The 15,963-nt window shown below is 56.4% G+C and carries 11 protein-coding genes and 2 pseudogenes; 6 read left to right on the top strand and 7 right to left on the bottom strand.

The genetic code is table 11. The features are described from left to right. Positions 1 to 112 precede the first annotated feature (112 nt). The 6 genes and pseudogenes from BISA_RS13585 to BISA_RS05280 all read left to right on the top strand — a co-directional run. Positions 113 to 229 (top strand): annotated as a pseudogene (locus BISA_RS13585) (GNAT family N-acetyltransferase); the annotation flags it as partial. 7 nt (positions 230 to 236) lie between these two features. Continuing rightward, a complete protein-coding gene (locus BISA_RS05300; RefSeq protein WP_033890645.1) occupies positions 237 to 551 on the top strand; it encodes a DUF2469 domain-containing protein in 315 nt (104 codons plus the stop codon). Positions 552 to 666: 115 nt separating this feature from the next. Then, positions 667 to 2,280 (top strand): NAD(P)/FAD-dependent oxidoreductase, encoded by a 1,614-nt coding sequence (locus tag BISA_RS05295; protein ID WP_033890783.1) that lies wholly within the window; start codon positions 667 to 669, stop codon positions 2,278 to 2,280. A 339-nt stretch (positions 2,281 to 2,619) separates the two neighbouring features. Next, on the top strand, positions 2,620 to 4,650 hold the full coding sequence (gene rho, locus BISA_RS05290) for a transcription termination factor Rho (RefSeq protein ID WP_033890644.1): 2,031 nt from the start codon (positions 2,620 to 2,622) through the stop codon (positions 4,648 to 4,650). Positions 4,651 to 4,806: 156 nt separating this feature from the next. Continuing rightward, positions 4,807 to 5,196: a chorismate mutase gene (locus BISA_RS05285; RefSeq protein WP_033890643.1), complete on the top strand. Its 390-nt coding sequence runs from the start codon at positions 4,807 to 4,809 to the stop codon at positions 5,194 to 5,196. Between the two features lie 147 nt (positions 5,197 to 5,343). Beyond that, positions 5,344 to 7,287, top strand: coding sequence for a hypothetical protein (locus tag BISA_RS05280; RefSeq protein WP_033890641.1), 1,944 nt, complete (start codon positions 5,344 to 5,346; stop codon positions 7,285 to 7,287). Positions 7,288 to 7,945: 658 nt separating this feature from the next. Here BISA_RS05280 and valS read toward each other — a convergent pair. The 7 genes and pseudogenes from valS to BISA_RS05245 form a co-directional block, all read right to left on the bottom strand. Beyond that, positions 7,946 to 10,675 (bottom strand): valine--tRNA ligase, encoded by a 2,730-nt coding sequence (valS, locus tag BISA_RS05275; RefSeq protein ID WP_033890639.1) that lies wholly within the window; start codon positions 10,673 to 10,675, stop codon positions 7,946 to 7,948. Between the two features lie 50 nt (positions 10,676 to 10,725). Then, positions 10,726 to 12,273 carry an ABC transporter substrate-binding protein gene (locus BISA_RS05270; RefSeq protein ID WP_033890637.1) on the bottom strand — a complete coding sequence of 516 codons (1,548 nt, stop codon included), beginning with the start codon at positions 12,271 to 12,273 and terminating at the stop codon, positions 10,726 to 10,728. A gap of 24 nt (positions 12,274 to 12,297) precedes the next feature. Then, a complete protein-coding gene (gene nth / locus BISA_RS05265; protein WP_033890636.1) occupies positions 12,298 to 12,969 on the bottom strand; it encodes an endonuclease III in 672 nt (223 codons plus the stop codon). Positions 12,970 to 13,018: 49 nt separating this feature from the next. After that, positions 13,019 to 13,786: a winged helix-turn-helix transcriptional regulator gene (locus BISA_RS05260; protein ID WP_033890635.1), complete on the bottom strand. Its 768-nt coding sequence runs from the start codon at positions 13,784 to 13,786 to the stop codon at positions 13,019 to 13,021. Positions 13,787 to 13,914: 128 nt separating this feature from the next. Next, a pseudogene (locus tag BISA_RS11930) lies at positions 13,915 to 14,618 on the bottom strand (hypothetical protein). 82 nt (positions 14,619 to 14,700) lie between these two features. After that, positions 14,701 to 15,279 carry a manganese efflux pump MntP gene (locus BISA_RS05250; RefSeq protein ID WP_033890634.1) on the bottom strand — a complete coding sequence of 193 codons (579 nt, stop codon included), beginning with the start codon at positions 15,277 to 15,279 and terminating at the stop codon, positions 14,701 to 14,703. A 163-nt stretch (positions 15,280 to 15,442) separates the two neighbouring features. After that, positions 15,443 to 15,934 carry an inorganic diphosphatase gene (locus BISA_RS05245; RefSeq protein WP_033890633.1) on the bottom strand — a complete coding sequence of 164 codons (492 nt, stop codon included), beginning with the start codon at positions 15,932 to 15,934 and terminating at the stop codon, positions 15,443 to 15,445. Positions 15,935 to 15,963 lie beyond the last annotated feature (29 nt).

Here is a 15,963-nt window from a genome sequence, read left to right as displayed (position 1 = left end):
CGGCGATGCACAGGATACGTCGGCAGCACATGCGGCGGATGCGCGTAAGAGCGCGGCGGATGCGCAGAAGTCAGATGGGTCAGCGGAAACCCAGCACGAGAAGTCCCGTTTGACTGCGGAAGAAGAAAGCAATTGGCCATACGGGCAAGGCGAGCGTAAGGCTTCCAAGGAAGCATGGTGGCGCACGCTGGGCCGTGGTCGTAAGCGTGATACAGAAAGCGAGAAGTGAACGTAGCATGAGCGCCGAGGATCTCGACAATTACGAAACCGATGCCGAGCTCGCCCTGTATAAGGAATATCGCGACGTTATCAAGCTGTTCACCTATGTTGTGGAAACCGAACGTCGCTTCTACTTGGCGAACAAGGTTGATTTCAACGTCCGTTCCGCTGGACAGGATGTGTATTTTGATGTGCAGTTGACTGATGCTTGGGTGTGGGATGTGTACCGTTCCAGCCGATTCGTCAAGTCTGTGCGCATTGTGACCTTCAAGGATGTCAACGTCGAAGAGGTGCAGAAAACCGACATTGACATCCCCGACGATATTCATTAAGCACTCTAGAGTGCAGGCGATTACCGAAGAGAAATCGTGACGAAATGCACAATTGAAGCGTGCGTTTCCAAGGCTTAAGGTAAGCTATCGCTGATTTTGTTGTAAGGAGATGCAAGTGAGCGAAAAGCAGTCTGTGGTGATTATCGGCGGTGGTCCCGCTGGCCTGACCGCCGCATGGGAGCTCGTCAAGGATGGCGGCTCTGATAAGTACGATGTGACCGTGCTCGAGGAAACCCGCGAATTCGGCGGTATCTCGCGCACTGTGAAGCACAACGGCAACCGCATGGATATCGGCGGTCACCGTTTCTTCTCCAAGGACGACCGCATCATGGAGTGGTGGAAGACCGTTCTGCCGCTGCAAGGTGCTCCTTCCTATGATGACAAGAAGCTGGGCCGTGAGCACGACATGGAGCCGGGTGGCCCGGATCCCGAAATTGAAGACAAGGTGATGCTCAAGCGTCACCGCGTGTCCCGTATCTACTGGAACCGCCGCTTCTTCGATTACCCGATTTCTTTGAGCGTCAACACCTTCAAGGCGATGGGCTTCAAGCTCACCTTGGTGGCCGGCTTCAGCTACCTGAAGTCCATGTTCCACAAGCTGCCGGAAGACAATCTGGAGAACTTCTACATCAACCGTTTCGGCCGCAAGCTGTATTCCATGTTCTTCGAGGGCTACACCGAGAAGCTGTGGGGCCGTCACCCCTCCCAGATTTCCGCGGACTGGGGCGCCCAGCGCGTGAAGGGCCTGAGCATCATGGGCGTGCTGAAGAACGCCTTCCAGAAGCTGCTGCCCAAGAAGCGTTCCAACGCCGAGGTGGAAACCTCCCTGATCGAGGAGTTCTGGTACCCGAAGTACGGTCCGGGCCAGCTGTGGGAGACCGTGGAATCCAACTGTGAAGCTGCTGGCGTGAAGGTGCTGACCGACGCCAAGGTGGTCGAGGTGCGCCAGACCAACGGCGCCATCTCCTCCGTGGTATACGTGGATTCCGAGGGTAACCGTACCGAACTCGCCGGCGATCAGTTCATCTCCTCCATGCCGGTCAAGGATTTGGTCAACGCCATTGACGCTGCCGGCGCCGATCCCGAGGCCGCTGATTCCAAGGCCGCCCCGGCCGACATGACCGCTGTTGCCAGCGGCTTGCCGTACCGCGACTTTGTGACCGTGGGCCTGCTGGTCAAGCACCTGAAGCTCAAGAACACCACCGACATCCCGACCCTCGGCAATCCGCCGATCGTGCCGGACTGCTGGATCTACGTGCAGGATCCGGGCTACAAGGTCGGCCGTCTCCAGATCTTCAACAACTGGAGCCCATACCTGGTCAAGGATGTCGACAACACCGTGTGGGTCGGCCTCGAGTACTTCTGCGAGGAAGGCGACTCCTTCTGGAACATGTCCGAAGAGGATGTGACCAAGTTCGCCATCTCCGAGCTCACCCGCATGCGTGTGATCAACGGTCCGGAAGAGGTCATCGACTCCCATCGTGAGCGCGTCAAGAAGGCGTACCCCGCCTACTTCGACACTTACGAGCATATGGATGAGCTCATCGAATATCTTGATGGCTTCGGCAACCTCTACTGCGTCGGCCGTAACGGTCAGCACCGTTACAACAACATGGATCACTCTATGGCCACCGCTATGGAAGCCGTCAGCAACATCAAGACCGGCAAGACCTCCAAGAAGAATGTGTGGTCTGTCAACACCGAAAAGTCCTACCACGAGCAGAAGTAGTTGGCGGAGCGTTAGCGGCGTTGCTCCTCGGTCGATGTACCTTTGTACATCTTCCCTCGGTGCGCCTTGCTACCGCACTCGCCAACTCCTTCTGCCGTCAAGTAAGCAATTAGTTACACTGCTTACTTCGCTTACATAGAAGTAGTTGGCGGAGCTTCTAAAACGGCCTATCGCTTATGCGGTAGGCCGTTTTGCTTTTGGTCGGTGAGGCGTTGTAAAGTATTCGAAGTTCGCAAGGGCGCTTAAGACGCAGCGAACATTCATGAGCGGGTGAACCCGCAAAATCACTCTTAACTCCGTAAGTGGGCATATGCCTGTTCGGTATGGAAAGGGCAACCAGTGGCAAATAGCCAGAATCTAGAAGATATGAAGCTTCCTGAGCTCAAGGAACTCGCTAAGCAGATGGGATTGCGTGGCACTTCGACCATGCGTAAGCCTGAACTCCTTGCCACTTTGCAGGCCGCACGCAGCGGCGGTGAAGCACCTGCTGGTGTTACCGTGCGTGTGCCCAAGACCGCTAAAGTCACCGCTCCTGCAGCTGAAGCAGCAGATACTATTGCAACAGACAATCAGAAGACCGCCGATCAGGCTCAGTCTGAACCCGCACGGGAACAGGCTTCCAATGAGCCGAAGATTGACTTCCCCGAGCCTGTCGCCAACGAATCTGAGCGTAAGAACGAGCGTCGCGCCCGCCGCAATAGGAATGAGGATGATGTCAACATTGATATCGAACCTCGCGGTCGCCGTAAGCCGCGTAAGCACGCGGAAGCACAAGCTCCTGCAGCTGACGACCTGCTTGCCAGCCTTGATTTGGATGGTGCCGCTCCGGCTCAGAATGAGCGTCGCCGTCGCCGTGATGATGAGGAAGCTCCGCTGATTCGTCGTGTTCGTGACGATGAGGATAGTCAGCCGCGTCGCCGTCGCCGTGCCGAGCAGGATGAAGAGAACGTGCGCGACCTTGACGATATCTTGGCCACGCTTCCCACGCAGAAGAACGATGAGCCGCTCGATGAAGAAGAGCAGGATGAGGAGCGCGGCGAATTCACTCGCCGTAGCCGCAATCGTGGTGAGCGCTCCGACCGCGGCGAGCGTTCGGAGCGCGGCGATCGCAATGACCGCAACGAGCGTGGCGACCGTAACGATCGCCGTAACCGCCGTATGCGTGGTCGTGACCGTGAGAACGTCGCCGATGAAGATCGCCGCGAAGAGCCGCAGGAAGATCTCGTCCCGGTGGCCGGCATCATCGATGTGCTCGATTCCTATGCGTTCGTGCGCACCTCCGGCTACCTGCCCGGCCCGAACGACGTTTATGTTTCTATGGGCCAGGTCAAGAAGTACGGCCTCAGGAAGGGTGACGCCGTGCACGGCTCCATCCGTGCCCCGCGTGAAGGCGACCGCCGCAATCAGCGTCAGAAGTTCGTACCGCTGCAGTCCATTGACTCCATCAACGGCCAGAGCGTGGAAGAGGCGATGAACCGCCCGCAGTTCTCCAAGCTCACCCCGCTTTACCCGCAGGAGCGTCTGAAGCAGGAAACCACGCCGAACAAGCTCACCGGCCGCATCATGGATATTGTGGCTCCGATTGGCAAGGGCCAGCGTGGTCTGATTGTCTCCCCGCCGAAGGCTGGCAAGACCATCACGTTGCAGAACATCGCCAATGCCATCACCACCAACAATCCTGAAGTGCATCTGATGGTGGTGCTCGTGGACGAACGACCGGAAGAGGTCACCGACATGGAGCGCACGGTGCAGGGCGAGGTCATTTCCTCCACCTTCGACCGCCCGGCCTCCGACCACACTACGGTTGCCGAGCTTGCCATCGAGCGCGCCAAGCGTCTCGTGGAGCTCGGTCAGGATGTGGTTGTGCTGCTTGATTCCATGACCCGACTGGCTCGTGCCTACAACATCGCAGCTCCGGCTTCCGGACGAATCCTCTCCGGTGGTGTGGACGCTCAGGCGCTCTACCCGCCGAAGAAGTTCTTCGGCGCCGCCCGCAACATCGAAAACGGCGGCTCCCTGACCATCATCTCCTCTGCACTGGTGGAAACTGGATCCAAGATGGACGAGGTGATCTTCGAGGAATTCAAGGGCACCGGCAACATGGAACTGCGTCTGTCCCGCGAGCTCGCAGACAAGCGCCTGTTCCCGGCCATCGACATCAACGCCTCCGGCACCCGCCGTGAGGAGCTCATCACCGAGCCCAAGGAACTGCCGATCATCTACCGTCTGCGCCGACTGCTCGGTGGCATGGAGCCCGAGCAGGCCTACCAGACGTTGGTGTCGCGCCTGAAGAAGACCGCCACCAACCGCGACTTCCTCGCCGCCATTGTGCAGCAGGCCAACAACGGCAACGCTGTAAACGGTAACTGATGATGTCTCGGTAGCCTTATTGAAGGGCTGCGCTTCGCAAAGTGTGCATACTGCGCCATGCGAGGCGCGGCCTTTTTATCAATTCCACTATAGGTTTGCTTCATGGAAGCAGACGGTGGTCGCGAAATACCGCGATAGGGGAGTATCCTCGAAACTATGAGCGAAACGAGCAGTGACTGGCAGAGGACGACCATCGATTCCGCCCAGGCGGCGGCACATCCGGAGACCGCGCAGGCGGTGGCGCGCATCAAAGCGCTTCGTCAATCCATCGACAATATCGATTCCGCAGTTATCTCCCTGCTCGCCGAGCGATTCAAAACCACTTCACAGGTCGGTGTACTCAAAGCCAATGCCGGCTTTGCCCCTGAAGATATGAAGCGTGAGGATTACCAGATTGAGCGCTTGCATCGCATTGCCATCGAAGCAGGCCTGGATCCGGAAATCGCCGAAAAATACCGCGAATTCGTAGTGACCGAGGCTAAGAAGCGCCATCAGCGCATCGCCGAGGCCGGTGGCGATCCGGGCGTACTGGATGTGTTCGCCTGAGCTGAGATTTACATTGTCGCTGGTTTGCTGATTACTAGTTATTCGCAAGCATCTTGCCTATATGGTGATGCGATGATGTCAACTAGATTGGTATGCGGTCTGATTATTGACGCATGATTACTCGCACGAAAGAATTGGGATACGGATATGAGGCTTACCGCTGCAGTACTCAGTTGCGCGTTATGCGTGACGGGTGCTGTGGGCGGCGCATGGGCCTCCCGTCCGCAGGACCCCGATTATGCTGCCATGCTCGATTCAGCCTCCGACATCTATGCGGTAACCGATGAAGAAGGCGAGCCGACGCGTTACTACGTGGCATCGGGCGCATCCAAGACCGTACAGCGACTTCCTAAGTCCGCAACCCGACTCCCTTGGTCGATTGACATCACCTATTCACTGAATGGCCCGAATGTTTCGGCTAGCACAGTCGCAAATGCTTCAGGACTTGTAGGCGTGCATGTCACGGTTCGACCGGCGCATGCTTCCGGCAATACCGCTCGTCAAACCATTCCGATGGTGGCGTTCACCGTTCCCAGCCAAGTCGCCGATGATATCTCCGCCGATAGCAACGTATCCGTCAGTACGCAAGGCACCAACACGTTGATTGCGGCAGCAGGACAGGCCGGAACGACTTTGGAATTCAGCTGTTATATGAACGCCAAACATTTCACCATGAGTTCCATCGCGCTCGCTGTGCTGCCTGGCAATGATACCGGCAATGGCACGAATGCCAGCTCCGATGCTGCTCAGTTGACAGACACCGCATTCACTTTGGTCGATTCGCTGACTGATGCCGGCTCCAGCGAGCATCAGCAGCTGATCGATCAGCTCAAGGCCTTGCGCGCCAACGAGCAGCAGCTCGCCCAATCTGTGACTGCTGAACGTACAGTCGCGCATAAGCAAACATTCCAGAATTACATGGCTGCCTATGTGGGCTCATACACTACGCATCTATCTGGTTCTATCGGTACTTCCACGCAATTGCCTGCGCTGGTTGGCACGGCCGGTGAACTGTCCGGCGATACCCCGCTTGCTCAGGCGGTGCTTGATTTGGCAAATGCGGTGAACAATGTGAGCGCCGCGCATATGCATGATGGTGCCGTGGATGCATTGGACGAGGTAATTCGTCGTATTCAGCAGCAGGGTACTACCGGCCTGGTCGATGACCTGACCAAAGAAGCTGCTGAGGAAGCCACTAAAGGTTCCAAGCAGTATGCGGCAGGGCAGAAGCAGTTGTCTGCTGCGATGATTCCTTATTCGATGAAGTACACGGACGTGTACACGGCCAAGCTCAGCGCCCTGATCGGTGGATCTTCCGCAAATGCTTCGGCCTATGCGCAGCAGGCCATCAGCGAAACCAACAACAGCGATGAGCTTAAGGATTCGCAGTCCAAGGTAGATGCCGCGATGGCTGCGCTCGCCACCGCGTGCGAGCATACTGGCAAATCGCAGGCATTGAAGCAGATTCTGCTGCGATTTTCTAATCAGTTCGAAGTGAGCGGTACGAATACTACGGCGGCACACGATAGCACGATTTCAGATGCTCGCCTTCTTACGCAAGGTTTGGCTGACCCGCAATCATCGTCGTTTTATGGCAAAACCAAGGCGGCTGAGGCTAAGCGTAAGGCTGCTATCGCGCGCAAGAAAGCGCAAGCTGCCCAGCAGCAACAATCTCAGGATTCCAATGCTTCGCTGGTCGATGACACGATGTCGATGTCTGCCAGCGATGTGATGAGCTATGCGAACGGTTTGACTTCCGCGCTTGGTGGGGGCAAATCAGATAGTTCTGCCGGTTCAGGTTCCGAAGAAAGCGAAAACTCCGCAGGTGCGAATGCGACGAATGATGCTGCGGCAAAGACGGCTACGGGGAAGGATGAAGCTGACGAAGCTCCAATCCTCTTCGGTTTTAGCCAAAACGGCACTGGCACGTTATTGACTCATGACTTCAGCACATTGATTGCCGAGACAGTGGAAATCGGCGATGCGGGCCAGCTTATTGCCCAAGCTGCGACTCAGCTGGGCTCAGCTGCGGTTTTGCAGCAGTCATCGACGCAGACTCCCGCTTACCTTCTGGTTATTCCCACGGTGTGAATGCAAACTCTTCCGCATGCGCCCAATCGTTGGAGTGACGCCTCAGATATGGTCTGAACCCATTAATCGCCCACAATGGCAGATTTGCCACCCCTGATTACTTCAATTGCCCCCACCAAAATGTGTGTGACTTCCACATTTTATCATCCAAAAATGTGGGAGTCACACACATATTAGGATCCAAAAATGTGGGAATATATGTTGTGCCTAAATACGAGGGAGTTATTTTCTTTTCGTGCTGTATCGCTTTCCGCGGTGAATTGAATGCGTTACGTATCATATATTGGGCTCGGTGACGCCCCTTGAGCTTCGCAACGGGGGTATTTGCGGTAATTCGCGGGGCGCCGATTGCTTCAGCCGTGGAGGCTGCGCCGCAGTTTGATCAGTCGTCTGTGCAATATTGCATGCCCGGAGACTTGTGGATTGGCAACAGGCGCTACGCATCATCTCGAATAGGAATTGCGTTACTTGCGTATCCGTCACGGCTTAGACGCTGCATAAGGCGCAGCTTAGATGTTGGTGGTTCCATCTATGACAGATGGAACCGTATGAATTTTCACGAGCATAGGATGATTTCGAAAAAAATAAGCCGCTGAACCGATGTTGCATCAGTTCAGCGGCTTGAAACTACCCTTCAGTCAACTAGCGCTGGGGTAAATCACTTTTTCTTTACCGGCGGTTCTCCGAGCTCGCTGGCGGCCACGGCCACCTCGGTTTCGGGAGCGTCTTCCGCGGCGGATTCCTCAGCGTGCTTGGCAACCAGGTCGAACTTGCCCACCACACGGCCAGCCTGAGCGATATCACCCAGAGCGGCGTGAATGGCGTCCACACCTTCCTGAGCGGCGGTCAGAGCTACGGAGAGAATCGGGGTCTTCATGGAGACCTTGGCCTCGGACTTGATCTTGCGCAGCTGCTCTACAGCCTTGCCAGCCCAAGTCAGCAGCTCCGGAGAAGCGCCGGTGGCAGCCTCAACGTACGGTTCCGGAGTCGGCCATGCGGCGCGGTGCACGGAGCCGGAGTCGGCGTGCATCCAGCTCCACACCTCTTCGGTGGCGTACGGCAGGTACGGTGCCAGCAGACGGGCGAAGGCGTCGAGGCCCAGGCCCAGAGCGGTGCGGGCGGAACGAACGGCCTTCTCGGAAGGAGCCACGCCCTTCTCGTCCGGAGTGCCGTAAGCGCGGTTCTTCACGAGCTCGATGTAGTCGTCGCAGAACTGCCAGAAGTAGCTTTCGATGACTTCCAGAGCCTTGGAATGCTCGTAAGCCTCCAGCGCGTCGGTGGCCTGACGAACCACCAGAGCCAGCTTGGCCATAGCGGCGCGATCCAGCGGCTCGGTCACATCAGCCGGGTTCCAAGCGGCAGTAGCGGCATCACCAACGTGATGGTTCTCGTCTTCGCGGCCGATGGCCAGAGCGAACTTGGTGGCGTTCAGCAGCTTGATGGCCAGACGGCGGCCAATCTTCATCTGGCCAACGTCATAAGTGGCGTCAAGGCCCAGACGAGCAGCTGCAGCCCAGTAACGCACAGCGTCGGCACCGAACTTCTCAATCGGCTCGTTCGGCACTACGACGTTGCCCTTGGACTTCGACATCTTCTTGTGGTCAGGATCCAAGATCCAGCCAGAGAGGGTGGCGTGAGCCCACGGCAGGCACTTGTTCTCAAGATGAGCGCGATCCACGGTGGAGAACAGCCAGGTGCGGATGATGTCCTGACCCTGCGGGCGCAGATCCATCGGGAAAGTGGCCTTGAACAGTGCCTTGGAAGCCTCATCCGGCTCAGCCCAGTGGGTCACGATCTGCGGAGTGAGCGAAGAGGTGGCCCAAGTGTCCATGATGTCCTTTTCGGCGGTGAAGCCACCGGGCACATCACGCTGGGACTCGTCGTAGCCTTCCGGCACGTCGATGGTCGGGTCAATCGGCAGACGATCCTCGGACGGGGTCAGCGGGTGATCGTAATCGGCGGAACCATCGGCCTTCACCGGGTACCACAGTGGGAACGGCACGCCGAAGAAGCGCTGGCGGGAAATCAGCCAGTCGCCGTTCAAGCCGTGCACCCAGTTCTCATAGCGCACGCGCATGAAGTCCGGGTGGAAGTTCAGCTCCTTGCCGCGCTCGATGAGCTCAGCGTTCAGCTTCGGGTCGGTGCCGCCGTTCTTCAGGTACCACTGGCGGGAGGTGACGATTTCGAGCGGCTTATCGCCCTTCTCGTAGAAGTTCGTCATACGCTTGGTCGGCGTCGGCTCACCGTCCATATCGCCGGATTCACGCAGCTTGTCGACAATCACCTTACGAGCGGAGAAGGTGGTCTTGCCAGCGGTCTCGGCGAAGATCTCACGGCCGGCCGGATCGGTGATCCAATCCGGGGTGTCCATCACAATGCGGCCATTGCGCTGAATGATGGAACGGGTCGGCAGCTTCAGATCGCGCCACCACTGAACGTCGGTCACATCACCGAACGTACAGCACATGGCGATGCCGGCACCCTTGTCCATTTCGGCAGCCGGGTGAGCCAAAATCGGCACCTTGACCTTGAACAGCGGGGAGTAGACTTCCTGGCCGAAGTACTTCTTGTAGCGGTCATCATCCGGGTTGGCAATCAGCGAGGTGCAGGCGGCCAGCAGTTCCGGACGAGTGGTCTCGATATAAATCGGGGTGCCATCCTCGAAGCGGAAGGCGATCTTGTGGTAGAAGCCCGGGTATTCGCGGGATTCCAGCTCAGCCTGAGCCACTGCGGTCTGGAAGGTCACATCCCACAGACCAGGAGCATCCTGCTGGTAAGCCTCGCCGCGAGCCAGGTTACGCAGGAACGCCTTCTGAGCCACGCGCTGCGGGTGCTCGCCAATGGTGTGGTAGGTCTGGGACCAGTCGATGGACAGGCCCAGCTTGCGCCACAGTGCTTCGAACAGCTTCTCGTCCTGAGCGGTCAGCTTCTCGCACAGCTCGATGAAGTTCTTACGGGAAATCGGCACCTGATCCTTGGCCTGAATCTTCTTGCCATCAGTGCCCTCGTACGGCGGCTTGAAATCCGGGTCGTACGGCAGGGAGACGTCCACGCGCACGCCGTAATAGTTCTGCACACGGCGTTCGGTCGGCAGACCGTTATCGTCCCAGCCCATCGGGTAGAACACGTCGTAGCCGCGCATACGCTTGTAACGAGCGACCACGTCGGTATGCGTGTAGGAGAACACATGACCCACATGCAGGGAGCCGGAAACGGTGGGCGGCGGGGTATCGATGGAATACACAGCCTTGCGGTCACGAGTGTTGTTGAACTTGTAGGTGCCGTTTTCATCCCAAACGGCGCGCCACTTATCCTCAAGACCGTCTACACCGACCTTGTCGGGCAGCGGGGTGAGGTTGGCGTTGATGATGGAATTGCCTTCAGTCATAAGGCCAAAGTTTATGCATGTTGTATGACAAGGAATAACTCTCGTAAGAGCTACTGCTTATCCAATGCTCCCAACGGCATGCGCGTATCAATCAGACCGGTCGGATAGCCGGAGAGTTTGCTGTTGGCCACGGTGAAGCATTTGCGCGTGTACAGCCAATCGCTTGCCGCGTCCTGGCTGATTGTGCGCGCATACGCCTTCAGTCGTTCCGCATAGTCGGCATCATTGGTGGCCGCACGAGCATTCGCATAGGCTTGCTGAGCTTCGGCATGATTGTAATGGAAGATTGAATCCGGGTTTGCGAAGTCCCCTATGCCATCAGAGCCGTTCATGCTCATAATGGTGAGTTCCCAGGAACCATCCTGAATGCGCTTGGCATAATCCTCATCAGATACGACTTCAAGGTTGACTTTTGGCCTTGGAATTTGACCGATCTGCTGGGCGATATTCTCCGCCATCGAACGATATTGTTCAGTGACTACGAAATCAACAGTGGTCAGATAAGTGCCAAAGTACCAGGTCATTGACTGTACTTGCGATAGGTCATGTGGGAACAGTCCGGTCAAATCCTCATACCCGGTTTCCAGAGGACTGATCGGGCCGCCCAAAGCACCGGCTGAGTCAGGTTGAGAGGAAGCAATGGATGCGGCATCGATGAGATAGCGGAACGAGGTGCGCACTTTTTCATCAGACATGATGGAATCAGTGCCGGTATTGAATGCCAGCAGTACTTTGTCTGTTGTGGCACCTTCGCTTACCTTAAGATTCTGTTTATCTGCAGCAGCAGAGGCAACAGCTGCAGTGGTCGGCATGGCCAAATCAATGCTGCCGTTGTTAAGGGCTTCAGTGAGCTGGTTCTCATCGGAATATTGGTTGAATGCTACTGACCCCACTTTGGCTTTGGTGCCGTGGTATGTGCTGTTGTATTGCAATGTGAGCGATTGTGCGGCAGTGAATCCGCTGACGGTGAATGGTCCTGAACCAATAGGCTGCTTGGCGTAATCGATGTTGCCGGCTTCAGAATCGTAGACAATGCCCAATCGTCCGGATAATGCGCGTAACAGGGTGGGGTTCGGCTGCGTGAGCTTGATGATAACAGTGTGAGCATCCGGGTTCGTGATGGATTTGAGCTCGCCAAGCTGATCAACGTCGGCGTATTTATTGGTGACGGCCTGCTGCAGCGACCACACTACATCCGCGGAGTCCAACGTATGCCCATTGGAGAATGTGACGTTGCTGGCGATGGTCAATGTGTAGGTGAGGCCATCTTTTGAAACATCCCATTTGGTAGCGAGCCCGGGCTTAAGCTGATTTTGCTGATCTACTGTGACGAGGGTTTCATACACGTTATCGATGAGCAGACGCTCAGCTGCGGCGGAGCTTGATGCGCGAACGTCCAGCGATTGCGGCATGTCGCTAATGCCTACGGTGACGCGTGCGGTGGGGGAGGATTCGATGCCAAGATCATCGACGATGTTGCGATGCTGCAACATCGACCATCCAGCCCATACCAGCGTGCTTAACACGAGAGCCACTGCAAAGAAGACTCCCCAACTAACTAGTCCGCTGTTCTGCTTGTGATGTTGCTTGCTGCGCATGCCCTTCAGTCTAACGATGGCATGCTACCGACTGACGGCCGGCTCATAACTTGGGCAGGAATCGGCGAGCGGGCAGTTTGCACAATCGGGTTTGCGCGCATGGCAGGTGGCTCGGCCGAATAGAATCAGTCGATGGCTGAGGTCCGTCCACTCGTCAGGTGGGAAACATGCTGTGATTTCATGTTCGATTTTGACTGGATCCGGGTGAGTGGAACGCCAATCCGTACGCCAGCGCAGGCGGCCGGTAACGCGCATCACATGCGTATCGACCGGGAAGCCTGGTATGCCAAAAGCGTTACCCAATACTACGTTTGCGGTTTTGCGGCCTACGCCGGGCAGACTGGTCAACTCCGCCATTGTCTGCGGTACAACACCACCGAATCGTTCATCCAATGCGGTTGCCAAGCCAATGAGATGCTGTGTTTTGGAACGGTAAAACCCTAGCGGATGAATAATATCCTCAACCTGACTTGGATTCGCGGCAGCCAATGCGGCGGCGGTAGGGTAGGTTGCGAAAAGTTCTGGAGTAACGGTATTGACTCGTTTATCCGTGGTTTGTGCGCTCAGTACCGTGGCGATAAGCAGCTGCAATGGGGAAGTGAAGTTCAGTGCACATTGTGGCGCTGGAATCACTTGGCACAGCACCTCGTATTCCTGATGCATGCGGGCGATGCGTTGGGATTTACTTTCGCGCATAAGAGCGGCCTTATCAGTATGAAAGCTCTACGCAGTTGGGTGCTGCTGATTACTCTGCGATACCGTTGGACTCAGCAGCGCTATGCATGCTGGCTTTGGCGGCTTCCTGGGCGGCAGCATCGCCCTTATCGTTTTCAGGCGGGTCGAAACGGTAACCCACGTTGCGCACCGTGCCGATGAGATGCTCATATTCGCCGCCGAGCTTGGCGCGAAGACGACGGATGTGCACATCCACGGTTCGGGTGCCGCCGTAGTAGTCGTAACCCCACACTTCCTGCAGTAGCTGGGCGCGCGTGAACACACGTCCTGGATGCTGTACGAGGTACTTCAGCAGCTCGAATTCCTTATAGGCCAAATCAATGGGTCGGCCGTGCAGGGATGCTGTGTAGCCATTAGTATCCACGATGAGATCGCCGGAACGAATCTGCCCGTCTTCCACGGTAGTGGCCGGTTCAGCCGATGAGCCGGGGGAAGTGGCAGCCGGAGCATTGCCGCGCTCGGAAACCAAACGGAGTCTGCCCTCAACCTCAGCGGGAGAAGCAGTGGTGACCACTACGTCGGCAATACCCCACTGGGAGTTGACCACAGTGAAGCCACCCTCAGTGAGCACCAGAACAATAGGAGTGGAAAGACCGGAAGCATGGATGAGGCGGCACAAGGTTTTAGCGGTAGCCAAATCGTCGCGAGCATCGAGGAACAGAATGGTGTTTTCCGGCATTTTCACCAAGCTGGCGGCATCCATAGGAAGAACGCGGACTCGATGAGACAGTAGCGCGAGCGATGGCAGTACCGTTGCGGGGTCGCTAGCGAATGTCATTAACGTTAAGTCCGTCACGCTAATCCCCCTTGGCGAATGTAATGCAATCGCAAATTTTCCATCATTGTACGCGCCAACTCGGGACACTGGTTGCGTATCGTTGCGAAAATGATACGCAACCAGTGCTGTTAAGCCAAGAATCGGCTCAACAGCAGCGTCGCAGAAGCGATAGTCACGCCCATCAGCATAACCGGCAACAATCCAGTGCCAATCCACGGTTCGCGAGTAGTTGGATCAGGATCGGCATCCCGCACCCACAGCACGGAAGCCACTGCCAGAGCCAGAGCAAGTATTACTAATACAGCAACAGTGATATTGCCTTCAGTGGTGCCTTTGGCCACCAATGCGGCAAGGTTGGGCAGGAAGCACCAGCCGGCCACGGCAATAGCAGCGACACCGGAAGTGACCGCATGAGACAGCGCACGAATGAGGTGAGAGCGTTCCTTGCGAGCCATTTGACGGCCGAACGAGAACACCACCAACACTACAAGCAGGAGCCTACGGCCAGAGCCCAGGAATACCAGGGCAGCACGCCACCATCTTCGGTGGTCATCTGCGGTGGTACTTCATGAACAGGGAAAGGAACGACCACGAACAGCAGTGAAATCACGCCGAAAATCAAGGTGATGGCGCGGTCGAACACTGAGCCGCGGAATGGCCAGAACAGTGTGAACATGCCTAGCGTGAGAGCCGAGAAAATCAACGAAGCTTCAGGTATTGGCCCAGGCGTAGTGATGGCAGTGGCTGCGATAAGCAGCACATAAGCCGTAAGCTGAGCCAGCAGCATGCTGATTGCCTTGTGCTTCCAGTTTTCCTGAGTGATCTCGGTCATGTGAACCTCTCGAAAAGTCATTGCTCGGTCTCATCCTACGCTGTGTGCTGGAATGAGACCGAACAATGACTGCTACGGCTGATTAGAAAGCGATAATACCGAGGTGCTCAAGCAATACTTTGAGACCGATGAGAATCAGCACCACACCGCCTGCGATTTGCGAAGGTTGCTGCCAACGTGCGCCGAAAACGCGACCAATGTAGAGGCCTGCCGCAGAGAAGAGACCGGTGACGATGCCGATGCAGGTGACGGCGAAGATGATGTTGGTTTTCATGAAAGCAAGACTCACGCCCACGGCGAATGCATCAATGCTGCAGGCCACGGCGAGAGGCAGCATATACTTCCAATCGAATTGAGGTGTTTCCTTGGCGTTCTCCTCGGGTTCCTCGAATGCCTCATGCACCATATTGCCGCCGATGAATACGAGCAGACCGAAGATGATCCAGTGGTCGAATTCGGTAACGTATGAGCTGAACGCGGATGCGGCAAAGTAACCGAGCAGAGGGAATAATGCTTGGAATCCGCCGAACCACAAGCCGGTTTTGATGGCGTCTTGTGTACGGACTTTGGAGACGGTAAGACCCTTGCCAATGGAAACGGCAAACGCATCCATTGATACGGAAACGGAAATCAACAAGGTTTGAATGATTATTGAAATCATGAATATTGAGAAGGTTCATCGCCGCTGTACTGCGCGATGGGCCTCGACCAGCGCTCCCACACGCCGCCTACGCCTAGTTGAAAAGACAAAACATCACTATACAACAAAAGGCCCCCGAAGGAGCCTTTTGTCATGTTCTATTGCGTTTGAGCGCAGCTAGAAATCACTTGGAAGCGGCGAGGCGCTCGCGAGCTTCCTTGATTTCCTTCTCGGCCACGTCAGCACCGGTCCAGTAGTCACCGGGCTTGACTTCCTTACCCGGCTCCAGGGCCTTGTACTGCTCGAAGAAGTGCTTGATCTCAGCGAGGTGGTACTCGTTGACATCCTTGACATCCTTGATGCCGTCGTAGCGAACGTCAGCCGGCACGCACAGCACCTTGTCGTCGCCGCCCTCTTCGTCTTCCATGTGGTACAGGCCAACGGCGCGGCATTCGATGACGCAGCCCGGGAACACGGAGTTCTTGACCATCACGAGAGCGTCCAGCGGATCGCCGTCCTCGCCCAGGGTGCCCTCGATGTAGCCGTAGTCATCCGGGTAGCCCATAGCGGTGAACAGCTCACGATCCAGGAACACGCGACCGGTTTCCTGGTCGACTTCGTACTTGTTCTTGGAGCCGCGCGGAATCTCGACCACAACGTTGAAGGTTTCTGCCATTGTTTATCTCCTTGTCTGGAAACTATTCG

Origin of the sequence: Bifidobacterium saguini DSM 23967 (assembly GCF_000741715.1) — a bacterium.
GTDB classification, from domain to species: Bacteria; Actinomycetota; Actinomycetes; order Actinomycetales; family Bifidobacteriaceae; genus Bifidobacterium; species Bifidobacterium saguini.
Note: the sequence above shows the minus strand (reverse complement) of the source record. Positions and strands in the feature narration are given on the sequence as shown.